At 51.3% G+C, this 24073-nt stretch carries 28 protein-coding genes; 24 read left to right on the top strand and 4 right to left on the bottom strand.

Annotation, left to right across the window (positions count from 1 at the left end; translation table 11 throughout):
* Positions 1–22 precede the first annotated feature (22 nt).
* From gmk to FGS84_RS30745, 10 genes are all read left to right on the top strand, one after another.
* A complete protein-coding gene (gmk, locus tag FGS84_RS08070) occupies positions 23–655 on the top strand; it encodes a guanylate kinase (RefSeq protein ID WP_138307384.1) in 633 nt (210 codons plus the stop codon).
* A 44-nt stretch (positions 656–699) separates the two neighbouring features.
* Positions 700–963 carry a DNA-directed RNA polymerase subunit omega gene (rpoZ, locus tag FGS84_RS08065; protein ID WP_002567515.1) on the top strand — a complete coding sequence of 88 codons (264 nt, stop codon included), beginning with the start codon at positions 700–702 and terminating at the stop codon, positions 961–963.
* Positions 964–1068: 105 nt separating this feature from the next.
* Complete coding sequence (gene rimO / locus FGS84_RS08060; RefSeq protein ID WP_347563809.1) at positions 1069–2415, top strand: 30S ribosomal protein S12 methylthiotransferase RimO; 1347 nt, start codon at positions 1069–1071, stop codon at positions 2413–2415.
* Complete coding sequence (gene pgsA / locus FGS84_RS08055; protein WP_138307526.1) at positions 2399–2941, top strand: CDP-diacylglycerol--glycerol-3-phosphate 3-phosphatidyltransferase; 543 nt, start codon at positions 2399–2401, stop codon at positions 2939–2941. The genes rimO and pgsA overlap by 17 nt, the downstream gene beginning before the upstream one ends.
* Position 2942: 1 nt before the next feature.
* Positions 2943–4187, top strand: coding sequence for a competence/damage-inducible protein A (locus FGS84_RS08050; RefSeq protein WP_138307379.1), 1245 nt, complete (start codon positions 2943–2945; stop codon positions 4185–4187).
* 68 nt (positions 4188–4255) lie between these two features.
* Positions 4256–5581: a hypothetical protein gene (locus FGS84_RS08045; protein WP_243129909.1), complete on the top strand. Its 1326-nt coding sequence runs from the start codon at positions 4256–4258 to the stop codon at positions 5579–5581.
* Positions 5582–5723: 142 nt separating this feature from the next.
* The gene (locus FGS84_RS08040) at positions 5724–6023 is read left to right on the top strand and encodes a hypothetical protein (RefSeq protein ID WP_138307375.1); all 300 of its coding nucleotides are present in this window, start codon (positions 5724–5726) and stop codon (positions 6021–6023) included.
* Positions 6020–7018 carry a DUF2953 domain-containing protein gene (locus FGS84_RS08035; RefSeq protein WP_138307373.1) on the top strand — a complete coding sequence of 333 codons (999 nt, stop codon included), beginning with the start codon at positions 6020–6022 and terminating at the stop codon, positions 7016–7018. Before FGS84_RS08040 ends, FGS84_RS08035 begins: the two co-directional genes overlap by 4 nt.
* 88 nt (positions 7019–7106) lie before the next feature.
* Complete coding sequence (locus tag FGS84_RS08030) at positions 7107–7535, top strand: GerW family sporulation protein (RefSeq protein WP_138307371.1); 429 nt, start codon at positions 7107–7109, stop codon at positions 7533–7535.
* Between the two features lie 69 nt (positions 7536–7604).
* On the top strand, positions 7605–7742 hold the full coding sequence (locus FGS84_RS30745; protein ID WP_002567523.1) for a hypothetical protein: 138 nt from the start codon (positions 7605–7607) through the stop codon (positions 7740–7742).
* Positions 7743–7953: 211 nt separating this feature from the next.
* Here FGS84_RS30745 and rpmB read toward each other — a convergent pair whose 3' ends face one another.
* Entirely contained in the window at positions 7954–8139 is a 186-nt protein-coding gene (gene rpmB / locus FGS84_RS08025; protein WP_002567524.1) for a 50S ribosomal protein L28, read from the bottom strand.
* 169 nt (positions 8140–8308) lie between these two features.
* Here rpmB and FGS84_RS08020 point away from each other — a divergent pair, with 169 nt between their 5' ends.
* From FGS84_RS08020 to FGS84_RS07985, 8 genes are all read left to right on the top strand, one after another.
* Complete coding sequence (locus FGS84_RS08020) at positions 8309–8665, top strand: Asp23/Gls24 family envelope stress response protein (RefSeq protein ID WP_002567525.1); 357 nt, start codon at positions 8309–8311, stop codon at positions 8663–8665.
* Between the two features lie 13 nt (positions 8666–8678).
* Positions 8679–10397, top strand: a complete 1719-nt coding sequence (locus tag FGS84_RS08015) for a DAK2 domain-containing protein (RefSeq protein ID WP_138307370.1) — start codon at positions 8679–8681, stop codon at positions 10395–10397.
* Positions 10398–10431: 34 nt separating this feature from the next.
* Complete coding sequence (locus tag FGS84_RS08010) at positions 10432–11040, top strand: DUF4190 domain-containing protein (protein ID WP_138307368.1); 609 nt, start codon at positions 10432–10434, stop codon at positions 11038–11040.
* Positions 11041–11060: 20 nt separating this feature from the next.
* The gene (locus tag FGS84_RS08005) at positions 11061–11765 is read left to right on the top strand and encodes a Bax inhibitor-1/YccA family protein (RefSeq protein ID WP_138307366.1); all 705 of its coding nucleotides are present in this window, start codon (positions 11061–11063) and stop codon (positions 11763–11765) included.
* Positions 11766–11913: 148 nt separating this feature from the next.
* On the top strand, positions 11914–12873 hold the full coding sequence (locus FGS84_RS08000; protein WP_138307365.1) for an ROK family protein: 960 nt from the start codon (positions 11914–11916) through the stop codon (positions 12871–12873).
* A gap of 114 nt (positions 12874–12987) precedes the next feature.
* Positions 12988–13860, top strand: a complete 873-nt coding sequence (locus FGS84_RS07995) for an ROK family protein (protein ID WP_138307363.1) — start codon at positions 12988–12990, stop codon at positions 13858–13860.
* Positions 13861–13883: 23 nt separating this feature from the next.
* Positions 13884–15941 (top strand): ATP-dependent DNA helicase RecG, encoded by a 2058-nt coding sequence (gene recG, locus FGS84_RS07990; protein WP_138307361.1) that lies wholly within the window; start codon positions 13884–13886, stop codon positions 15939–15941.
* An 88-nt stretch (positions 15942–16029) separates the two neighbouring features.
* Complete coding sequence (locus FGS84_RS07985; protein ID WP_138307359.1) at positions 16030–16545, top strand: nitroreductase family protein; 516 nt, start codon at positions 16030–16032, stop codon at positions 16543–16545.
* Positions 16546–16654: 109 nt separating this feature from the next.
* Here FGS84_RS07985 and FGS84_RS07980 read toward each other — a convergent pair whose 3' ends face one another.
* A complete protein-coding gene (locus FGS84_RS07980) occupies positions 16655–16861 on the bottom strand; it encodes an alpha/beta-type small acid-soluble spore protein (protein WP_347563808.1) in 207 nt (68 codons plus the stop codon).
* A 221-nt stretch (positions 16862–17082) separates the two neighbouring features.
* On the opposite strand from FGS84_RS07980, the gene FGS84_RS07975 reads away from it, so the two are divergent.
* The 5 genes from FGS84_RS07975 to FGS84_RS07955 all read left to right on the top strand — a co-directional run bounded on the left by FGS84_RS07975 (position 17083) and on the right by FGS84_RS07955 (position 20631).
* Positions 17083–18036 (top strand): alpha/beta fold hydrolase, encoded by a 954-nt coding sequence (locus FGS84_RS07975; RefSeq protein ID WP_138307357.1) that lies wholly within the window; start codon positions 17083–17085, stop codon positions 18034–18036.
* A 115-nt stretch (positions 18037–18151) separates the two neighbouring features.
* Positions 18152–18829 carry a TIGR00266 family protein gene (locus FGS84_RS07970; protein ID WP_138307355.1) on the top strand — a complete coding sequence of 226 codons (678 nt, stop codon included), beginning with the start codon at positions 18152–18154 and terminating at the stop codon, positions 18827–18829.
* Positions 18830–18946: 117 nt separating this feature from the next.
* Positions 18947–19504, top strand: a complete 558-nt coding sequence (rsmD, locus tag FGS84_RS07965; protein ID WP_138307353.1) for a 16S rRNA (guanine(966)-N(2))-methyltransferase RsmD — start codon at positions 18947–18949, stop codon at positions 19502–19504.
* Positions 19505–19999 (top strand): pantetheine-phosphate adenylyltransferase, encoded by a 495-nt coding sequence (coaD, locus tag FGS84_RS07960; RefSeq protein WP_138307351.1) that lies wholly within the window; start codon positions 19505–19507, stop codon positions 19997–19999. It abuts the gene before it with no gap.
* On the top strand, positions 19999–20631 hold the full coding sequence (locus FGS84_RS07955) for a vacuolar family H+-ATPase subunit H (protein WP_347563807.1): 633 nt from the start codon (positions 19999–20001) through the stop codon (positions 20629–20631). Before coaD ends, FGS84_RS07955 begins: the two co-directional genes overlap by 1 nt.
* Before the next feature lies 1 nt (position 20632).
* On the opposite strand, the gene FGS84_RS07950 is transcribed toward FGS84_RS07955, so the two are convergent.
* Entirely contained in the window at positions 20633–21595 is a 963-nt protein-coding gene (locus tag FGS84_RS07950; RefSeq protein ID WP_138307348.1) for a nucleoside recognition protein, read from the bottom strand.
* Positions 21596–21647: 52 nt separating this feature from the next.
* Between FGS84_RS07950 and FGS84_RS07945 the strand changes: the two genes are divergently transcribed.
* A complete protein-coding gene (locus FGS84_RS07945; protein ID WP_138307345.1) occupies positions 21648–22595 on the top strand; it encodes a M23 family metallopeptidase in 948 nt (315 codons plus the stop codon).
* A 43-nt stretch (positions 22596–22638) separates the two neighbouring features.
* Here FGS84_RS07945 and FGS84_RS07940 read toward each other — a convergent pair whose 3' ends face one another.
* The gene (locus FGS84_RS07940) at positions 22639–24072 is read right to left on the bottom strand and encodes a helix-turn-helix domain-containing protein (protein WP_138307343.1); all 1434 of its coding nucleotides are present in this window, start codon (positions 24070–24072) and stop codon (positions 22639–22641) included.
* Position 24073 lies beyond the last annotated feature (1 nt).

The raw sequence follows: 24073 nt of genomic DNA, 5'->3' as shown, positions 1-24073 counted from the left end.
GAAAAGTCAGGGAGAGCATACCATGAACCAGCAGGGAATTTTAGTGGTAGTATCCGGATTCTCCGGAGCAGGAAAGGGAACACTCATGAAGGAGCTGCTAAAGCGGTATGACAATTATGCATTGTCCGTATCCGCCACCACAAGGCAGCCCAGGGAAGGTGAAAAGGACGGGGAGGATTATTTCTTCGTCAGCAGGGAATATTTTCAGCAGATGATAGAGGAAGGGCGTCTGGTGGAGTACGCGCAGTACGTGAACCATTACTACGGTACGCCCAGGGACTATGTGGAGAAGAAGATGGCAGAGGGAAAGGACGTGATTCTGGAGATTGAGATTCAGGGCGCCCATAAGGTGAAGAAGCGCTTTCCTGATGCGCTGCTGATTTTCGTCACACCGCCCAGCGCCCAGGAGCTGCGCCGCCGTCTGGTGGGCAGGGGCACAGAGACCATCGAGGTTATCAACGCCAGGCTCCGCCGTGCGGCTGAGGAGGCGTCGGGCATGGAGGCCTATGATTACCTGCTGATTAACGACGAGATTGACGCATGTGTGGAGCAGATGCATCAGCTCATTACGCTGCAGCACAGTAAGACCTGCTATCATCTGGATTTCCTGAGCAGGATGCGGGAGGAGCTTTATCACCTGGATGACAGACAGTAAAATAATTCTAACAATCATATAACAATTTGAAAGGGGAATGTAATATGTTACATCCATCATACACCGATTTAATCAACGTAGTAAACAGCGATATTGAGCCCGGAGAGCAGCCGGTGGTACAGAGCCGTTATTCCATTGTTATCGCGGCGTCCAGGCGCGCCAGACAGCTCATAGCAGGGGAGGACCCCATGGTTGCCGGAGCAGCAGGAAAAAAGCCGCTGTCCATTGCCATCGATGAACTGTATCACCAGAAGGTAAAAATCCTTCCGGAGGAAGAGACAACGGAAGAGGAAGAGCAGAACGCATAAATCATAAGCCGTCTCCTGTACAGGGAAGCATTCTGGGTCATTCCCGGTGCTGCCCGGACAGAGATGGCTTAAATGTTCATTAGGAGTCATTTTCATATGGAGAATATCAAGTTATTTTGCGTATCCCTGGGATGCGATAAGAATCTGGTGGATACAGAGAAGATGCTGGGGCTGTTAAACGGCCGGGGCGTTATTTTTACGGACGACGAGACAGAGGCGGATGTGATACTGGTCAATACCTGCTGTTTTATCGGCGATGCCAAGGAGGAGAGCGTCAACACCATCCTGGACATGGCCCGTTATAAGGAGGAAGGAAATTTAAAGGCCCTTCTGGTTGCAGGATGCCTGGCCCAGAGATATAAGCAGGAGATTCTGGATGAGATACCTGAGGTGGACGCCATCCTTGGGACCACCTCCTATGAGGAGGTGGCAAAGGTGCTGGAGCAGGTGCTGGAGGGCAGGTCAGGCACCCATCTTTCCTGTTTCCACGATTTAAGCGAGCTTCCCCAGGTGGAGGCCAGGCGCGTGGTCACCACCGGCGGCCATTACGCTTTCCTTAAAATCGCGGAGGGCTGTGACAAGCGCTGTACTTACTGTATCATTCCCTATTTAAGGGGGCCCTACCGCAGCGTTCCCATGGAACAGCTGGTGGAGGAGGCCAGGCAGCTGGCGGAGGCAGGCGTGAAGGAGCTGATTCTGGTGGCCCAGGAAACCACCCTTTACGGCAAAGACTTATACGGGGAGAAATGTCTTCCAAGGCTTTTAAAGGAGCTGGCAAAGATTCCCGGTATTTACTGGATACGCATTCAGTACTGCTATCCGGAGGAAATCACGGACGAGCTCATAGAGACCATACGGACAGAGGAAAAGGTGTGCCATTACCTGGATATTCCCATCCAGCATGCAAGTGACCGGATTCTTAAGCGTATGGGACGCAGGACCAACAAGGAGGAACTGACGGAGCGCATCGGAAAACTCAGGCAGGAGATTCCGGATATTGCCATCAGGACCACCCTGATTTCAGGCTTTCCCGGAGAGACTGAGAGCGACCATGAGGAGCTGATGGATTTTGTCAATGAGATGGAGTTTGAGCGCCTGGGCGTATTTGCTTATTCTGCCGAGGAGGACACGCCTGCCTGTTCCTATCCGGACCAGGTGCCGGAGAAGGTGAAGGAGGAGCGCAGGGACGAAATCATGGAGCTGCAGCAGGACATTGCGTTTGAACACTGTGAGAATATGGTGGGCAGGGTGCTTACGGTTCTCATAGAAGGAAAGGTGGTGGACGAGCCCGCCTATGTGGGAAGGACTTACATGGATGCGCCGAATGTGGACGGTCTGATATTTGTGAACGGGGATGTGGAACTGATGTCAGGCGACTTTGTGAGGGTTAAGGTAACAGGAGCCGCTGAATATGATTTGATAGGAGAGGTGTATGATGAATCTGCCCAATAAACTGACGATTATAAGAGTGTGTTTGATTCCGTTTTTTGTTGCGGCCCTGCTGTTTGACCACGGCAATAACTATACCATGCGTATTGTTGCCAATGTGCTGTTCATTGTGGCCAGCCTTACGGACCTGTTTGACGGCAAGATTGCCAGGAAATACAATCTGGTGACCAATTTTGGAAAATTCATGGACCCGCTGGCAGACAAGCTGCTGGTTTGCTCTGCGCTGATTTGCCTCATTGAGCTGGGGCAGCTCCCTGCATGGGTGGTCATTATTATTATCAGCCGTGAGTTTATCATCAGCGGATTCCGTCTGGTGGCAGCAGACAACGGCGTTGTCATTGCGGCCAGCTACTGGGGCAAATTTAAGACCACATTCCAGATGACGGCTGTCATTCTGCTGATTTTCAATATTCCGGCCCTGAGGCTGGTAACCAATATTGTGGTTGTCATTGCAGTGGCCCTGACCATCATATCCCTGGTGGATTATGTGGCAAAGAATATTAAAATCCTGACAGAGGGAGGCATGTAGCATGACAGTGGAGCTCATATCCGTGGGGACTGAGATTCTTATGGGGAATATTGTGAACAGCAATACCCGGTTTTTGGCGGAGAAATGCGCCATGCTTGGATTTGACCTGTTTTTCCAGGTCACGGTGGGGGATAATTACGACAGGATGATGTCCGTGGTGCGCCAGGGGCTTTCCCGTTCCGACATTCTCATTCTGACAGGAGGACTGGGCCCTACGGAGGATGATTTGACCAAGGAGGTCTGCGCAGATGCCTTCGGGATGCCTTTGGTGGAGGATGCCCATACCAGGGAGCATCTGATGGAATTCTTCCGTAATAATATTTACAGGGATATTCCGGAAAATAACTGGAAGATGGCCACGGTGCCCCGGGGTGCCAGGGTGCTGGACAATGCAAACGGCATGGCTCCCGGCCTGATTCTGGAAAAGGACGGCAAGACAGCCATCCTGCTGCCCGGACCTCCCAATGAGCTGTATCCCATGTTCAACGGCCAGGTGTTCCCTTATCTCCAGAAAAAGCAGAATGCAGTGCTGGTATCCAGTATGGTGAAGATATGCGGCTATGGGGAGAGCCAGGTGGAGGATATGCTCCTGGACCTGATTGATGCCCAGACCAATCCCACGATTGCCACCTATGCCAAGACGGCAGAGGTCCATTTGAGGATTACCGCCAGGGCGTCAAGCCGTGAAGAAGGGCTGGCTCTCATTGCGCCTGTGGAGAGGGAGATAGAAAACCGTTTTAAGGAAGCTGTCTACACCACGGATGAACAGGTAAGCCTGGAGATGGCGGTGGCTGATTTGCTGAAACGAAATCATCTGACCATGTGTACTGCCGAGTCCTGCACCGGAGGCATGATAGCGGCCAGAATGGTGAATGTGCCGGGCGTGTCCGATGTATTCATGGAAGGTATGGTGACATATTCCAATGAGGCCAAGATGCGCCTTCTGGGAGTCAGGGAGGACACCTTAAAGGCCCATGGCGCTGTCAGCGGGGAGACAGCCAGGGAGATGGCCGAGGGCGGAGTACGGGCCAGCGGTACGGACCTGTGCGTGGCCACCACGGGCATAGCGGGGCCTGACGGCGGTACGGAGGAAAAGCCTGTGGGTCTGGTGTATATGGCCTGCTGTCTGAGGGGAGATACCTGTGTCAGAAGGTACCAGTTTAAGGGCAACCGCGAAAAGGTACGGGAACAGGCCATGATGAAGGCGCTGGACCTGGCGCGCCTGTGTCTGCTGGGTAAGCATTAGGCATCCGGTAAAACCATGTATTTCGTGAAAAAATGTTCCTGGAGGAATGGATTTTGGAATCAAGACGAATGAAGAAACAGATTTCAGCGGCCTGCCACTATGCATATACGCGGCTGGCCCTGAATTATTATATGTACTATGAGGTAATCCTGGAAGGGGACCTTTTAAGCGGCAGGCTGGAGGGACTGGGCAAAAGGTACCATTCACTGCTGAAGAGTTTCCTTAAGGGGGATCCGCAGCTGGATGAACTGGATTGCCTGAGAACTGATACGGCCTCGGCCATGGAGGCCAATACCGCTTATACGGATGTGTTCCAGGCATATGAATATGTGCTGAACCGTCTGGAGGGACGTTTTGAGCCCCAGCTCATGGGAGTCAGAAATGTCCGGATTGATGAGGAAGAATGGACAGCGGAAATCATGACCTATATCATGGACACAGACCAGGGCATGGTGGTCAATGAGCGGATACAGTCCGTGGTGGGCCAGCTTCCCATACGGCTTACCAGGAACAAGTTTTTTGCCATGGTGGAGAAGGGACTCTCTGTCTATAAAGGAGGAACGGTCTCCGGACTGGATGATATGCTGTATATTCTGCGGTCTGAGGCCATGCTGGTGCGGCCGGAGGATATGGAGACAGGGTATGAGGACCTTCACTCCATTTTCAGGGAATTTGAGAACACGGATTTTAAGGCTGTCACAGCAGAGGAATACCGGCATCTGACGGCTGAGATGGAACGGGCAGGGCAGATTCTCCTGGATACCACAGGGGAACTGATGCTGTTTATGGATTTGATAAATGACCTGTATGTGCTTATGCTTTCCAGAAAATGGGCAATGATGGAAGTATCGGAGGAAAGGCTGCTGCAGGGGATGCTGTCATCGGTGCATGCCCTTTTTGAGGGCGGGGCCGCAACGGCCATTCCCCAGGAACTGACAGATAAGCTGTCCATGCTGGAGGGAAAGCAGGAAGCTTACTTTGAGCAGTGGATGCGCCTGGAGACAGATGTCAATGGCGCGGCGGATGGAATGGATGAGGACCGGGAAATTCTCCGGAAGATAGGCCTGCTTATGTCGGACAGCTCCTTTATGTCCCTGGAACGCCCGGACAGCGGACCGGAACCGAAGGTGGATGAAGAACTGATGGCCGGAAAGCTGGAGCACTTTTTCGGAGAGCTGTCAGCTGCCTGGGAAGGAAAACCAAAGGTCCTTATCAGGGCTGTTATGTCCAAGATTCTGTCCAGGCTGCCGGTCTTTTTCGATTCCCTGGAGGAAGTGCGCCTCTATGTTGAGGGAAGTCTCAGAAGCTGTTCCGATGGGAAGGAAAAGGAGATTTCCATGCGTCTCATACGCATGATAATGGAACAGGATAACTTTGACCCGGAAGAATATTAGGGCCTGTTTGAAAATTCGTTCCCGCCATCTGACGGAAAGCAGTTTTCAAACACGTCCTGAGCCTTGACGGGAGCTGGGTCAGGCACGCTCCGGCGTGCAGACAGAGGGAGATGATTGAATGCGCTGGTGGGAGCATCTATATATGGGAGACAGAGCCGGGCAGCACCGGGCCAGGGTCCTTATGGGAATCCGTGAAAGGAAGCTCATGCCGGACACCTATGTGATTACTCTTCCTCAGAGTGGGAATCATATACTTGACATACGGCCCGTGATGCTGCTGACAGAGGAAGAACGGAAGGCGGAAGACTTCCTGATTTTAGGCGTGGCCGAGGGCTACAGGGAGGCATGTGAGGTGGTCCGCGCCATGGTGGATGATATGTACCGTCACACGGATGGTTTTGACTGGACATCATATATGGCATACCTGGGGGAGGCAAGATGATTCATATTCTGCTTTTGATATTGAGGATAATAGGCATTGTCCTGCTGGCTGTCCTGGGACTGCTGCTGGCTATTCTGCTGGCAGTGCTGTTCATCCCTGTAAGGTATAAGGCAGAAGGAAGTTATCACGGACAGCTCCTGCTGTCGGTACAGGCCGCCTGGTTCTTCCATATCCTGGCATTCAGGGCTGTCTATGAGGGCAGCGGCCTGGTGTGCAGTCTCAGGGTTCTGGGTTTCCGGCTGTGGCACAACCGGGACAAGGACGCTGCCCAGGATTTGGAGGACGGACTGGAGACCATATTGGGTGATGAGGAACAGTCCCTGTATGAGGAACTGCAGCAGGATGAGGAGCATTACAGGAAGGTCCGGGAGGAACACGGGAAAACAGGCACGGATAGCCTGTCCGGGGCCGGGCAGCCCGGCGGGGAACAGCCCCGTGACGGGCTGGCAGGAGAGGCGGACGCCGGCCGGACAGAAAACAGGACAGGGGAAGAAGAACCGGGTCCTGACAAAAAGGGGCCGGGCATCCCCGGAAAAATAAAAGGCCTTGCAGGCCGTATCAGGCAGGCCATCAGGGGTATATTGGAAAAACTTAAGTTTTCTTTTGCGAACATCTGTGATAAGCTTAAGGGAATCAGGGAATTTACCCAGGAAAAGAAAATGTGGCTGGAGGATGAGAAAAACCAGGCGTCCTTAAGGCTTCTTTACAGGCAGACCAAACGTCTCCTTGTGCATCTCTGGCCGGGAAAGGGCAGGTGCAGCGTCACCTTTGGGTTTGACGACCCCTATACCACGGGGCAGGTGCTGCAGGCAGCCAGCCTTATTTATCCATTTTACCACAAACAGCTTTTTCTGTATCCCGTGTTCGATGAAAAGATACTGGATGCAGAAGGAAGCCTGAAGGGGAGGATTCGGTTATCCGTAATCCTCTGGCTGGTGCTCCAGGTCCTGTTTGACGGGCATACCCGCAGGATGCTGAAGGGTTTTTTAAAGTGATATGACACCCGCTGCGTCTGTCCGGCGGCAGGGATTTTTGTCCCGCCGCCAGCCGGTCCGCGGGAATAAATAGAGAAGAGGACATACTATGGCAGAAAATCAATTTACATCTACGATAGACACATTATTCAGGGGCATGGACCAGTTTGTCAACACCAAGACCGTGGTGGGGGAACCGGTACAGGTGGGAGATACCATCATTGTCCCTCTCATTGATGTGACCTGCGGTATGGCGGCCGGAAGCTTTGCGGAGGGAGTCAAGCAAAAGCACCGGGGCGGCGGAGGCATGAGCGCCAAGATGAGCCCCAGCGCCGTGCTGGTGATTCAGGGAGGCGTGACCAAGCTTGTCAATGTAAAGAACCAGGATGCTATTACCAAGGTCATAGATATGGCTCCGGATTTCATCAATAAGTTCCTGGGCGGAAAACCACCTGTGTCTGAGGAAACGGTACAGGCTGCAAAGGACACGGCGGCATCCTACGATACAGGTAAGGCAGAACATATGGATGTGAAATAGGAATCCCGGGCCGCCTTTCTGCATATGATGGAATATAGCTTGTTGCAGAATGGGGGAGATAATTAAGATATGAGAAGAATATGCGGGCTTATGCTGTTCTGCTTCGGACTTGGGATGGCAGTGCTGCTCTTTATTCCGGAGACAATCTTTACCTTCCTGTTCGTTATCGGCTGCCTTGTATTAGGATATAATCTGTTCTGTTGTTAATATAAACGTATGGCGTATCGAAGAGGAAGAGGTTTACATCAGCGGTATCATATAAAATACAGGTTATGCACCCCGTACCGAGGAGGCATAGCCTGTTTTTTTGATACTGCGTGATACCGGTTTCCTGAAAAAATAAAAAAAAGCACAAAAAAAGACACCGCCCGTCTGTATGACAGAGGCAATGCCTTTTTCCGTGATATGTCCTGTTTCATTAAGCTCTTTCTACAAGGCCTGAACGTAAGCAGGAAGTACATACGTACATTCTCTGGGTTCCACCATTAACCTTGACTCTGACAGATTTAACGTTCGCTTTCCACATCTTGTTAGACCTTCTATGGGAATGGCTCACTTGAATTCCGAAATGAGCTGCCTTTTCACAGATTGCACACTTAGCCATACTATTGCACCTCCTTAACACGTTACTTGGATTCTTTCTTTAAGAAAAATCCACAACAAATGTATGATACCAGAAGTTTGCAAATTTTGCAAGTGAAAAAACTAAAATTTCTTTCTTTTTTTCAGAAAATAGTGTATACTGTCTCTAGTAAAGAAACGGAGGCATGTGTATGAAGGGACGAATCAGCAATAAAATGGGCGAAATCCAGATTAACCCGGACGTGATTGCTTTATATGCAGGAACCATCGCAGTTGAATGTTTTGGTATTGTTGGTATGGCAGCAGTCAGTATGAAGGACGGGCTGGTTAAACTATTAAAGAGAGAAAGTCTGACTCATGGGATCAATGTGGATATCAATGATAATAAGATATCCATTGATTTTCACGTAATCGTATCTTATGGGGTCAGCATTTCGGCTGTGTCTGACAACCTGATTGAAAGCGTGAAATACAGGGTAGAAGAATTCACCGGCATGGAGGTTGAGAAAATCAACATCTATGTGGAAGGTGTTAGAGTGATTGACTAGGAGGAAGTAACTTGTGGGTATAAGTACGATTGACGCCGGTATGCTTAAGAATGCCTTCCTGGCAGGAGCAAAGGGGTTAGAGGCAAAGAAGGACTGGATTAATGAACTGAATGTATTTCCCGTGCCGGACGGGGATACGGGAACAAATATGACGCTTACCATTATGGCGGCGGCAAAGGAAGTGGCGGAGCTTGAGAATCCCACCATGGACCAGCTGGCAAAGGCCATTTCATCCGGTTCCCTGCGCGGGGCAAGAGGAAATTCCGGAGTTATATTATCACAGCTTCTCAGAGGCTTTACAAAAGAAATAAAAGCAGTGGAAGAGATTGACACCACCATCCTGGCAAACGCCATGGCGAGGGGTACTGAAACAGCATACAAGGCTGTCATGAAACCAAAGGAGGGAACTATCCTGACCGTGGCAAAGGGCATGGCGGATAAGGGCCTGGAGATGGCTTCACAGACAGATGACATAGAGGAATTTGTAAAGGAAGTCATTGAGTACGGCGATTATGTACTGAGCCAGACACCGGAGATGCTTCCCGTGTTAAAGCAGGCGGGAGTGGTGGATTCCGGCGGCCAGGGCCTGATGCAGGTGGTCAAGGGAGCCGTGGACGGCCTGCTGGGCAAGACAGTGGACTTTTCACTGGACACGGTCCAGGGCAGGCGGAATCCACCGTCAGCCGGTGCGGCAGCCAGAGGCGCTGCAAGGACCGACATCGATACAGCGGATATCAAATTTGGTTACTGCACTGAATTTATCATAAACCTGGAAAAGGATTACACGGACAAGGACGAGACGGAGTTAAAGTCATACCTGGAATCCATCGGCGATTCCCTGGTAGTGGTATCGGACGATGAAATCGTGAAGGTGCATGTGCACACCAACCATCCCGGCCTGGCCTTTGAAAAGGCTCTGGCCTACGGCTCTTTATCCCGCATGAAGATAGACAACATGAGGGAGGAGCACCAGGAGCGTGTTATCCAGGATTCAGAGCGCCTGGCCAGGGAACAGGCTGCCGGGGAGCAGGACAGCGGGAACCGGGCGTCTGAAAACGAGGCACAAGAGCGCAGGCAATACGGTTTTATAGCCGTGTCCAGCGGGGAAGGCCTGAGCGATATTTTCAAGGGCATTGGCGCCGACTGCCTGATTGAAGGCGGCCAGACCATGAATCCCAGCACAGAGGATATGTTAAAGGCCATTGACCGGGTGAATGCAGATACTGTTTTCATCCTGCCCAACAATAAGAACATCATCATGGCGGCGCAGCAGGCCAGGGATTTGACGGAAGATAAGAATATTATTGTTATACCTTCCAGAACGGTTCCCCAGGGCATCACAGCATTGGTCAATTTTATGCCGGATTTGGGACCGGAGGAAAATACCCAGACCATGACCGAGGAGATGGAAAATGTAAAGACGGCCCAGATTACCTACGCAGTCCGAACCACCAATATTGACGGAACCGATATTGAGGAAGGGGATATCATGGCTCTGGGAGACCATGGTATGCTGGCAGTGGGGAAATCCGTGGATGCGGTTGCCCTTAACGCCATGAAAGAGATGCTGGATGAAGAGTGCGAACTTGTGACCATATACTACGGAGCTGATGTGCCCGGACATGAGGCGGAGGCTCTCAGGGAGCAGGTGCAGGAACAGTATCCTGATAAGGAAATCGAGCTTCAATACGGAGGCCAGCCAATATACTACTATCTGATTTCTGCTGAGTAGAAGGAGGATGGCAAAGGAGGAACCAGGAAAGAAAATGGCTAGATGGACAAGAGATGAGGTACTGAACCAGCCGGATGATTTTGTGCAGTTCATGATGGAGGATTTCCTCACTAAAAACGGCTTTAAGAAAAAGACCCACAAAGGGCAGGAGGTCTGGCAGGAAGGGGATGGCTTTCTGACCATGGCAAGGTTTATACGGTATGAGTATGCAGACGGAAACTTTCATCTGGAAGCCTGGATTGGCAAGAAAAAGGAGAATCCCATCAAGGGATTCATGGGCGCCATGCCCAAGAAGATGTTCCGGGAGAGCCTGGAGGAATTAATACGCCTTCTCCATCAGCCCCTGCCCCAGGGACAGGAAGGCGCGGGAAGCAATGTGGTCACCATTGAGGTGCCTGACCATGGGGCGTGTGCTGTTCCGGCCATGATTCTCTCTATACTGGGAATTGTGGTGGGCCTGCTGCTTTCGCCTTTGGGCGGCATTGTGCTGGGAGGTCTGGGAATCACCTTCGGACAGAAGGCCCGAAGCTCCAGCAAGAGCAATATAGGAAAGGCTGCTGTGATACTGGGTACCATTGCCATGGTAGCTGCCATCATCGGCTATATCATCAATCTGATTTTTGCATTTACATTTATATTTTAAAATAAAAGGAGCGGATGACTATGAATGAAAACATGATGAACAAATCCTATGAAGTCCAGGTGGAGGGAGACTCCCTGGGACGCTACACAGCAAAGACCTTTGGATGGATGTTTGCAGGACTTTTGATTACCTTTATTGTTGCAGTTGGCTTTGCGGTGACAGGAACGATTTTCTATGTATATTCCTTCCGGTACTGGCCTCTGGCCCTTCTGGCAGCTGAGCTGGGAGTGGTGATATATCTCTCTTCCAGGATTGAGAAGATGTCCGTGGGTATGGCCAGAAGCTTATTCTTCCTGTACGCGGCCCTGAACGGTATTGTATTCAGCGCATATTTATTTGCATTCAGCCTGGAGATTCTGTGGATGGTATTCGGTATCACCTCCCTGTTCTTTGGAATTATGGCTTTGATTGGGTGGTTTGGCAATATTAATTTTACCAAGCTCCGTCCCTTCATGCTGGGTGGACTTGTATTCCTGTTCTTTTACTGGATTTTTGCAATGTTCATTGATTTGAGTGCATTTGATACCATTGTATCAACCGTGGGAATCTTCCTGTTCCTGGTACTGACAGCTTATGATGTAAAGAAGATACAGGCGTTCCACGCATACTACGGCCAGATGCCGGAGATGGCAGCCAAGGCGTCCATTTTCTCTGCACTGCAGCTTTATCTGGACTTCATTAACCTCTTTGTCTATATTATGAGGATTCTGGGACGCAAAAAATAAGCAGGGATATGGGATGTATTTAAGGACTGCATGTACTTAATGGAAAATTATGATTAGCCAAGGGGTGCATTGACGTGACTGGATTAGGGTTGCGGCAATGCGCCCTTTTATATGATGTTTTTTGTATACAGAAAGACAGGAGGTAAATATGAAATACGTATTGGGATTCGATATAGGCGGAACAAAATCAGCAGTCCTTCTGGCCAGGCCGGGTGAGGAACAGGTGGAATTCCTGGAGCGCAAAGCCATTCCCACCTGCGGGGCATGGAGGGAGATGCTGGACTGTCTGGCGGATATGGGGGAAGCATTTCTGGAAGAACACCGGGTATCCAGGGAGGAATGCTGCGCCGGCATTTCCTGCGGAGGACCGCTGGACAGTAAAAAGGGCCTTATCCTGTCGCCTCCTAACCTGCCAGGGTGGGACCAGGTGCCGGCGGCGTCTTATCTGGAGCAGCGTCTGGGCATGGATGTCAGGCTTAGGAATGACGCAGATGCCTGTGCGCTGGCTGAATGGCGGTATGGGGCGGGAAAGGGCTGTATGCACATGGTATTCCTTACCTTTGGAACTGGCCTGGGGGCAGGACTGATTTTAAACGGAAGGCTATACGAAGGAGCCTGCGGCATGGCAGGGGAGGCCGGACATGTGCGGCTGGCAGAGGAAGGTCCTGTGGGATACGGCAAGGCGGGAAGCTTTGAGGGATTTTGCAGCGGGGGAGGAATCGCCAGGCTGGCCAGGTCCATGGCGGAGGAAGCACTTAAGGCAGGACGCACGGTATCTTACCTGAAGGAGGGCGGGATGGAAGGCATTACGGCCCGGGATGTGGCGGAGGCAGCGGGACAGGGACATGCTGATGCCAGGGCGGTCCTGGCAGTGTCGGGGCGGTATTTTGGCAGAGGACTTGCCGTGCTGGTGGACATCCTGAATCCGGAGCGGATTGTGGCGGGAGGAATCTATACCAGGGCAGGCAGCTTCCTCAAGGAAGAGATGGAAAAGGAGCTGCATAAGGAGGCGCTTCGGGCCAGCGCAAATGCCTGCCGCATCCTTCCCTCCTGCCTGGGGGAACAGATTGGGGATTATGGGGCTGTGACGGCGGCTATGGAGCTGTAAGGCATTTACAAATTTAGTTGCCTAAGAAGTCAAAGACTGATATAATTTTCATGACAGATACATTGTTTCAAACGTATAGAGTGAAATAATTATAGTTCAGAAAGGGGAGCATATATGTTAATTGGAGCATTGGAAGCAGGCGGCACAAAGATGGTGTGCGCCATAGGAAAGGAAGACGGCACCATATTGGAGCAGGTATCCATACCCACCACCACGCCGGAGGAAACCATACCTAAGCTCATTGAGTATTTTAAGGATAAGGAGATTGAGGCACTGGGCGTGGCTGCCTTTGGCCCGGTGGATGTAAAGCCGGACTCAGAGACATACGGATATATCCTGGACACGCCCAAACTGGCCTGGAGGAATAAGGATTTTCTGGGCGGGCTTAAGGAGGCGCTTAAGGTCCCCATGGGACTGGATACGGATGTAAACGGCTCCTGCCTGGGAGAGGTGACATACGGATGTGCCAAAGGATTGGACAGCGTTATCTACATCACCATAGGAACCGGCGTGGGCGTGGGTGTCTGCGTCAATGGAAAGCTCCTTCACGGAATGCTTCACCCGGAAGGCGGCCATATTCTTCTGGCGCGCCATGAGAACGACCCGGAGGGCGGTATCTGCCCTTATCACAAAAACTGCCTGGAAGGCTTTGCAAGCGGTCCCTCCATTGAGGCCAGATGGGGCAAAAAGGCTGTGGAGCTGGTGGACAGGCAGGAGGTTTGGGAGATGGAGAGCTATTATATTGCCCAGGCCCTTGTGGACTATATTATGCTGCTCTCACCCCGGAAAATCATTCTGGGGGGCGGCGTTATGCATCAGGAGCAGCTGTTCCCCATGATTCGCCAAAAGGTGAAGGACATGCTGAACGGCTATATTAAGACAAAGGAACTGGAAGACATGGACAACTATATTGTCCCGGCAAGCCTTCATGATGACCAGGGAATCATGGGATGCATCAAGCTGGGGCTGAACGCATTACAGGCATGACTTCCTTCGGAGGATTCTGACACATGTTGAACAGACAGCCGGTAGACTCGTTAAAAGGAATCGGCGAAAAGACAGGAAAATTATTTGAAAAACTGGGAGTTGCCACCATAGACGACCTGCTGTCCTATTATCCCAGGGCTTACGATGCGTATGAGGCGCCGGTGGCCATCGGGCAGTTAAAGGAGCAGACCGTTATGGCGGTGGAGTCCGCACTGGTTAAGGGAGCCGACCTTGTGCGCCTGGGCCATATGCAGATTGTCTCGGTGCAGCTTAAGGATTTGACAGGCTCCCTGCAGGTATCCTGGTATAATATGCCCTACATGAGGGCAAATTTAAAGACCGGCGTAAAGTACGTATTCCGGGGCAGGGTGGTTAAGAAACGGGGCAGGATGGTTATGGAGCAGCCGGAGGTATTTACACCGGAGAGCTATGAGGCCCTGGCAGGTTCCATGCAGCCTGTATACGGACAGACCAGGGGACTGAGCAACAAGACCATTGTGCGGGCGCAGCAGACGGCCCTGGAAGTGCGGAACATGGAGCGTGAGTACATGCCTCCGGATATAAGGCGCAGATATGAGCTGGCGGAAATCAATTATGCCATGGAGCACATCCATTTCCCGGCTGACCAGACAGAACTGCTCTTTGCCAGGAAACGCCTGGTGTTTGACGAGTTCTTCATGTTCCTGGTAGGCGTCAGGCGTCTGAAGGAACACAGGGAGGAGCGGCATTCCGCCTTTGTGATAAAGGAGGCAAAGGAGGTGGCTGCCTTTAAGTCCGGTCTGCCCTATGCCCTTACAGGGGCCCAGGAAAGAGCCCTGAGGGAAGTGTATGACGACATGGAAAAGGGGCTGGTGATGAACCGCCTGATTCAGGGAGACGTGGGTTCAGGAAAGACCATTATTGCGATTCTGGCCCTGCTGGAGGCTGCATACAATGGATATCAGGGCGCGCTCATGGTACCCACGGAGGTGCTGGCCAGACAGCATTTTGAATCCATGACCAGCCTCTTTGAGAAACAGGGAATTGATAAGATTCCTGTGCTGGTCACCGGCTCCATGACGGCCAAGGAAAAAAGACTGGCATATGCAAGGATTGCCAGCCATGAGGCGGACATCATAATCGGAACCCATGCCCTGATTCAGGAAAAAGTGGTATACGACAACCTGGCCCTGGTTATTACGGATGAGCAGCACCGGTTCGGCGTGGGTCAGAGGGAACTTCTCAGCAGCAAAGGGCAGGAGCCTCATGTGCTGGTCATGAGCGCCACGCCCATTCCCCGCACACTGGCCATTATTCTGTACGGGGATTTGGACATATCCGTCATAGATGAGCTGCCTGCGGGACGTCAGACCATAAAAAACTGTGTGGTGGACCCGGGCTACCGTCCCAAGGCATATGCGTTCATTGAGCGCCAGGTGGCGGAGGGCCATCAGGCCTATGTCATCTGCCCCATGGTGGAGGAGAGCGAGATGATTGAGGCTGAAAATGTACTGGATTACACCAAGGCCCTGAAGAAAGCGCTGCCGTCCTCCGTTACAGTGGAGTATCTCCATGGCAAGATGAAGGGCAAGGAGAAAAATGCCATTATGGAGCGCTTTGCAGCAGGAGAAATTCATGTCCTGGTATCCACCACTGTCATTGAGGTAGGGGTTAATGTGCCCAATGCCACGGTAATGATGATTGAAAACGCTGAACGGTTCGGCCTGGCCCAGCTCCACCAGCTCCGCGGACGTGTTGGCAGGGGAAAGGACCAGTCGTACTGCATTATGGTCAACTGCTCCAGGGATGAAGGGGCAGGGGAGCGCCTGGATATACTGAACCGTTCCAACGACGGATTTTATATTGCTTCAGAGGATTTGAAGCTGCGCGGTCCGGGCGATATCTTTGGTCTGCGCCAGAGCGGCGATATGGAATTTAGGCTGGCGGACATATTTACGGATGCCGATATTTTGAAAAAGGTTTCCCAGGAGGTGAACCGTATTCTGGATGAGGACCCGCAGCTGGAAAAGGATGAGCACAGGGAGCTGAAACGGAAGGTGGAGGATTACCTGGGAACCAATTATGAGAAGCTGAACCTGTAGGAGATGTCGGGCCGGCAGGCAATATATGGGCATTTAAGGTTATATAAAAGGCGAAGGAAAGAGCAGGAAGAGAAAGGAGTGTTTTACCATGAATGAGACATTGAACACGATTTTAACCAGGAGAAGTACCAGAAAGTTTTCAGACAAGCCCATTCCTGAGGAAGAGTTGGAGCTGATTGTGCAGGCGGCCCTTCATGCGCCCAGCGGAATGGGACTCCAGACATGGCAGTTCACGGTTGTCAGAAACAGGGAGAAAATCCAGATGCTGGCATCGGCCATAGAAAAGGCGCTGGACCGTCAGGGATATGATATGTACCAGCCCCGGGTGCTGGTCATTCCGTCCAATGAAAAGCAGAGCCGGTTTGGCAGGGAAGACGATGCATGTGCCATGGAAAATATATTCCTTGCAGCCCATTCCCTTGGAATCGGTTCTGTGTGGATTAACCAGCTCCAGGGAATCTGCGACGAGCCGGACATCCGCCGGATACTGACATCCTTCGGAGTGCCCTCCGGCCATGAGGTATACGGTATGGCCGCCCTTGGATATGCAGCCGACACAAAGGAAGAAAAGGCCCGCACCGGAAAAGTGGTGTATGTAGATTAGTCTGATTTGACAAAATCCCCAGACTGTGTTTCACACATAGTCTGGGGATTTTCTGCTGTTTCCAGCAACAATACAATCTTACTTCAGAAATCCTTCAGAAAGGTAGGATTTATTTACCTGCCATCTGACGCTCCTGGGCTTCAATCATCTTCTTAACCATATAGCCACCTACGGAACCATTCTGTGCAGAAGTCAGGTTACCATTGTATCCGTTGGTTAACGGAACACCAATCTCGTTGGCAACCTCCATCTTAAATCTGTCCATTGCTTCCTTTGCTTCAGGTACATTTGTTCTGTTAGAATTGTTAGACATAATAAAACGCCTCCTTGTATTGTATTTGCCATGAAATTGTTTAGTGGTTCATGGCTTGTTTTGTGTTACAATCCTATTATGTGATGATTCAAAAATTATAAACTAGAAGGTTCTTCGTATTTTGGTTAAAACAGGAAATCTTCATTTTTAACCTTATGGACATTTGAAACTGTTTGAAATCGTATATTGGAAGATGATATGTATTTTTAAGGAGGCGGTATTGGATGAGGAGAGCAGCGGCGTGTACGGCATGTATAGCAGCGGGAGCAGCCGGCCTGCTGGCCGGGGAATATTTTTTTCATATAGCCCTGGATGCGTCAACGGATAAATCAGCTCTGTTAAAACCTGCGCCCGGCGCAAAAAAGCCGGAAAAAAGGCTGGGAGCAAAACGAAATGCAGGTGAAGCTGTGAGGCGGCTTAAGGAACAATATGAGGACCGTGAAATCCTGTCCTTTGACCGTTTAAGGCTTCACGGCTATCTGTGCCTGCAAAGGGAACCAAGTAAAAAATGGGTTATACTGGTCCATGGGTATGATGATTCCGGGCTTTGGTTTGGAAGGGAAGCGCTGGCTTTTTATCAGGCGGGCTTTAATCTTCTTCTGCCGGATGCCAGAGGCCACGGAAAGAGCCAGGGTACATATGTGGGAATGGGATGGCACGACCGTTTAGATATCAAAAAATGGATATGCTGGCTTATTAAACAATATCCGGAATCGGAAATTGTCTTATACGGGGTATCCATGGGCGCGGCATCCGTGATGATGGCTGCGGGAGAGGAACTTCCTCCCAATGTAAAGGCGGCAGTGGAAGACTGCGGATATACGTCCGCCTGGTCTGTTTTGTCATATCAAATGAAGTCCCAATTCCATCTGCCGGCTTTCCCGTTTTTATACTGCGCGGATTTGGTTGCCCGCATAAGGGCAGGGTACGGCATAAAGGATGCAGATGCATTAAAATGCGTGGCCAGGACCAGGCTGCCTGTTTTCTTTATCCACGGCACGGAGGACCGGTTTGTGCCTTTTAAAATGATGAAGGAGCTCTATGATGCCTGCAAAAGCCAGAAGGAGTGCCTGGCAGTGAAAGGCGCGGCGCATGTGGAGGCCTCACTGGCGGGCGGGGATGCGTATTGGAAAGCGGTGTTCCGGTTTCTGGGCAGGTATGTGGAGGGCAGCCTGTAAACCAACGCAAAACCGTTGATTTTCAATCATAAAAATTAAGAGTAATTTAAAGGATTTTAACACTGCATATGGTATACTGATACACAAATAAAATCATCTAAGGAGGAAATACAACATGGATTACAGGATGTTGGGAGATATACTGCCGGCTGTGGAGGTCAGGCTTCAGGCAGGAGAGGCCATGTATACGCAGTCCGGAGGCATGGCATGGATGAGCGACGGGTTTACCTTGGACTCCAATGTAAAGGGAGGACTTATGAAGGGACTGGGAAGGATGTTTTCCGGGGAATCCCTTTTTATGGCTACCTATACAGCGTCCAGGCCGGACAGCGTCATTGCCTTTGCATCCACGGTACCAGGCAAGATACTGGCTATAGATACGGCTAAGACCAGCCTTATCTGTCAGAAGGGGGCGTTTCTCTGCGCCCAGCCAACTGTTGAAATCAGCACCGTACTTACAAAGAAGCTTTCAGCCGGATTCTTCGGCGGCGAGGGATTCATCCTTCAGCGGATACAGGGAAACGGCATGGCCTTTCTGGAAGTGGACGGGGATGTGGTGGAGAGGGTCTTGGCGCCGGGAGAAGTGTTTAAGGTGGATACGGGAAATGTATTTGCCTTTGAACCCAGCGTTTCCTATGAAATCGAGACGATTAAGGGCGTGAAGAATATGCTGTTCGGCGGCGAGGGCCTGTTCCTCACAAAACTGACAGGTCCGGGCAAGGTATACATGCAGACCATGAATATCGCGGAATTTACCGGCAGGATTGCCCAGGGGCTTCCCACTTCCAAATAATGAGGGAAATGTTGTAAAAATCCTAAAAAAACCCTTGTATATATGGAATTTTCATATTATACTTGTTTGGTATGAAAATTGCTGTCAACAGGCAGCGTATGGAAGCAGGAGTAATGGATGAGAGTAATTGCAGGCAGCGCCAGAAGGCTGCTTTTAAAGACACTGGATGGGCTGGATACCCGGCCCACCACGGATAGAATTAAGGAAACACTGTTTAACATGCTTCAGCCGGATTTGCCGGACTGCATGTTCCTGGACCTTTTTTCCGGCAGCGGGGCCATTGGGATTGAGGCACTGAGCCGGGGAGCCGGTCTGGCTGTAATGATTGAAAACAATCCAAAAGCATTGGAGTGCATCCGGGAGAACCTGGCCAGGACAAAGCTGGAGGACAGGTCCATGGTGATGGGCTGCGACGTGATAACCGGCCTGAAACGGCTGGAGGGCAAGAATTACAGGTTTGACATTGTATTCATGGACCCGCCCTATAACCATGAGTATGAGAAGCTGGTTCTGGATTATCTGAGCCATTCCCCTATGGTTACGGAGGACACTCTGATTGTAATTGAGGCATCTAAGGAGACGGAGTTTGGATGGCTGGAGGAGTCCGGCTGGCATATGATTAAAAGCAAAGAGTACAAGACCAACAAGCACGTGTTCGTTGGCAGAGGAGAGTAGATGAGGACAGCAGTATATCCGGGAAGCTTTGACCCAGTCACATTAGGCCATTATGACATCATTGAGCGCACAGCAAAGATGGTTGACAAATTAATCATCGGGGTCCTTAACAATAAGGCAAAATGCCCGTTGTTTTCTGCCCAGGAACGTGTTAATATGTTAAAGGAAGTGACTGCATCCCTGCCTAATGTGGAGATTCAGTCTTTTGAAGGTCTGCTCATTGACTTTGTGCGCAGGAATCATGCGGATATTGTGGTCAGGGGTCTGCGGGCCATTACTGATTTTGAATACGAGCTTCAGATGGCGCAGACCAACAGGGTTATTGCGCCGGAGATTGATACTATATTTTTGACGACTAATTTAAAATATTCATATTTGAGTTCCAGCATCGTGAAAGAGATTGCGGAGTACGAGGGGGAAATCAGTGAGTTCCTCCATCCGGTCATTGCAGCCAGGGTTAGAGAGAAGCTGGAGGAGAGGAGACGGTTGACATGATGAGTAGGATAGAGCAGTTAATCAGTGAAATCGAGGAATATATAGACAGTTGTAAATTCCAGGCATTATCTAACAGCAAGATTATTGTTAATAAGGAAGAGCTGGAGGAGCTGCTGGTGGAGCTGCGACTCAGGATACCGGATGAAATTAAGAAGTATCAGAAAATCATCAGCCAGCAGGAAACTATTTTAAATGAAGCCCAGGCCCAGGCGGACGCCATGCTGGACGACGCCAAGAAGCAGGCTGATTCCATGATGGCCCAGGTCAGCGAACAGACTTCTGAGATGATTAATGAGCATGAAATCATGCAGCAGGCATTTGCCCATGCCAATGAAGTGGTGGAGCAGGCCAGCATGCAGGCCCAGGCCATTGTGGATGCTGCTGTGAATGATGCCAATGGAATCCGCCAGAGTTCCATACAGTATACCGACGACATGCTGCGCAGTCTCCAGACCATCATCAACCATACTATGGAAGGCGCAAGGGGACGTTTCGACGCCTTCATGACTTCCATGCAGTCCAGCTATGATATTGTTTCCTCCAACCGCAATGAACTGTCAGGCGGCATAGTGAGGTCTGAGGAGGGGGAAGGCCAGGCTCCCCAGGATATGGATGAGGGCCAGCAGGTATAGGTCACCGGCGGCACAGGGCTACATAAAATATAAGACAGGACAGCGCGCTGTGGAGCAGCTTCCACAGCATATAATGCCGGATGGACAATCCGGCATTTTTTAATACGCTTTTTGTCTGGAATATCCCTGAAAATCCGCCGAAAGCAGCGGAACCAATGATAAGCAGGGCGCCCATTTTTCCGGGCACCGAGGATGCGATAATCTGGATGCCGGTGGTGATTTCCACACTTCCCAGCAGGGCCGGGCGCAGCAGCGGGGGCATCTGAAAGGGAAACACGGTCAGATACAGTGCAAGAATAGAGAACAGCATAATATACCCGCCTATTTTGACCATGGTTTCGAAACAGCTCATCATATGGGTGTCAAAGGAAAAGCAGTCACCTGTGTCCGGCTCTGACCGGGCTGTCCGGGTTGCTTCAAGACACGCTTTCCTGCGTGGCTGTCTCTTATAATGATAGCAGCATCTGGCTAACAGGGAAAGGGGAAGTATGGGCAGGTACAGGGCTGCCAGCACAGCCCACAGCGGACAGGGCCGGGCCATGGAGGGAATCAGGGCAATCTGGGCCATGACGTATCCCAATACAAACATGGGGCTTGGGTGATTGCTGATGGCCAGCAGATATTTACCTTCCCGGGGAGAAAGCCTGCCCTGGTCTAAAAAGTCGCTGGTGGTTTTGGCACCCATGGGATAACCGCATAAAAGCCCGCTCATAAGGCAGAAGCTGCCCTGGTCCGACAGGGCCAGGATGCCTGAGAGGATGGGCTTAAAGGGTCCTGTTAAGATGTGGATGGCATCCATGGCCACGATAACACCGGAGCATATCATGAAGGGAAGGAGGGTGGGGAGGACCACATTTCCCCAGAGCACAAGCCCCTGCCTGGCGCCTTCCAGCGCAAGTCCGGGGTTGAACAACAGCATGAGCAGACAGAGGACAGACAGGATGCCTCCTATGGATTTTTTCATACGCACCTGAATACAATGGTTTATACAAATATATTGTAAAGGGTGGCGGGCTATGCCTTTGATTCTCATTTTGCTGCTGGCAGTATTCCAGTGTTCCATTACCAATTATCTGATTGCGAATCCGGATTATTACCAGCTGGGGCCCTATTCCTGGGAGAGCGGCGATTTCAGGGCTATGCGTCTGGGAAATACGGTGGCCGGGCTTGACAGCCTGGACCCGGACATGGTCACTACACTGATGGTGGAGCATGATTATGACCTTACAGGCCTTAAGGACACCCGGTATAACAACAGGATACTGGCAGCCGCCAGGCCTGCGGACTACAGAAAGCTGAAACAGGCATATGAGACTGTGCTGGGGGATTTGAAGTATTTTCCAATCCCGGAGAGCCGGAACAGGAACACGCCGGAGGTGGTGTTTGAGGACGGATGGATGGACGGCCGGGGGTATGTGAGCAGCGGCCAGACGGGAGAAGGTCAGGCGGGGGGAGGCCAGGCGGGCAGCGGCCAAAACGGGGGAGGCCAGGCGGGCAGCGGCCAAAACGGGGGCGGCCAGGCGGACAGCGGCCAGACAGGCGGCAGTCAGAACGGCGGCAGCCCGAAGCGCCGCCATGAAGGCTGTGATATCATGGGTTCTGAGATGCCGCCCGGTTATTATCCGGTTGTCAGCATGACGGACGGAATCATCGAAAAAATCGGGTGGCTGGAAATGGGAGGATGGCGTATAGGCATACGGGCACCGGGAGGCGCCTATCTGTATTACGCCCATCTCTATGACTATGCCGGGGATTTTAAGGAGGGGGACAGGGTAAAGGCCGGGGAGCTGATTGGTTATATGGGGGACACAGGCTACGGAAAGACAGAAGGGACCAGAGGGAACTTTGACGTACATCTCCATGTGGGAATCTATATTAAAACAGACCACAATGAGGAGATGAGCGTGAATCCCTACTGGATTTTAAAATGGCTGGAGAAAAGGCGGCAGGTGTTTACATATTAAAGCATTTTTCTGACACATTCCAGAGTGTGTAAGCAAAGGCCAATCACGATGGATTGGCCTTGCTGGCGCGGTACTGGTTGGGGGTCACGCCGGTTATTTTCTTGAACAGGGTGCAGAAATACTTGGCATCCGGATATCCTGCCTGGAGGCAGACCATGTTGATTTTCATGTTTGTGTCCTGAAGCAGGCTTTTGGCGCGCTCTATGCGGTAGGAGGTCAGATAGTCCACAAAAGAACGGGACATCTCCTTCATGAATATCCGGCTGAGGTACTGGGGAGTGATGTTGAGCTGTTCCGCAACGGAATTCAGGGAAATCGGTTCTTTATAGCTCTTATCAATCACATGGAGGGCTTTCTGAATCAGGGGAGAGTAGCTGGCGGATGCGGGCCTGCACTGGCATGTCTCAAAATAGGAATCAATGCAGGCCCTGATTTCATGCATGGTTCTGGCGGCCGCCATCTGGTTTACCGCCTCCAGGTAAGCCTGTTTGGAGTCCAGCTTGACCAGACCGGACACGGCAGCTGCAAGTATGTGGCTGGGGTGGCAGGCGCCAGACTGCATCTGGCTGAGCTTTTTGAGCAGTATTTTTCTGCAGCCGTTAAAGTCGCTGCTGCAGAGCATGCGCTGCAGGTCCTTTTTAAAAAATGCATCCTCGCTTAATTCCCCTGCCTCCTGTTCCATGTATGCATCGTAGGCCAGAAAGGAGGAACAGCAGGTAATGGTCCAGGGAACCGCATTCCGGAGCCGTTCAAAGGCAAGGGGCCAGCTTCCGACGGAACCAGCCTGCCGCGTTTCATAAATGCAGGTCAGGTGTTCGTACGGCTCCAGCAGGGATGCAATCCGGTCTATCTTTCCGTGATGAATCATATGGTTTGTAAAGCCAATCAGAATGCCGCGGTAGTGCTTATCCGGCAGGGTCAGGATATAATGGCCCCGTTCCTCTATGACAGCCTCCTTGACCTCCAGGGGAAGATGGTGCTCCTGTTCCATATAGACCACGGCCAGAAAATAATCCGTATAGCAGCAGGGGGACAGGCGCTCTGTGAGCAGCACTGAATCCTCGTCCGACAGGAGATGGCACAGCTGGGGATTCTGGCTGTTTCTTTTTTTGTTCAGCTCCTTTAATTTGACTTCTATGAGATTCCTGAGTTTGGAGGGCACCACCGGTTTCAGAATATAATCTTCCACATGGTACTGCAGGGCCTTTCTGGCATATTCAAATTCCGCGTATCCGGTCAGCAGATATATGGTGCCTGCAAACGCCTTTTTGCAGAGCTTTTCCGTCATCACAAGTCCATCCCAGACAGGCATGTGAATATCGCTGATAATGATATCCGGATTCCAGCGGATGGCTTTGGCATAGCCCTCCCGCCCATCACAGGCAGTGTCGATTTCCAGGTTGGGTATGGGCGCCAGTGTGGCTTTCAGGCCCTTTCTTGAGTTCTCTTCATCTTCCACAATTAACAATCGAAACATA

Origin of the sequence: Clostridium sp. 1001271st1 H5 (genome assembly GCF_005845215.1) — a bacterium.
In the GTDB taxonomy this organism is placed as follows: domain Bacteria; phylum Bacillota; class Clostridia; order Lachnospirales; family Lachnospiraceae; genus Enterocloster.
This window is presented reverse-complemented; position numbering and strand designations above follow the sequence as displayed.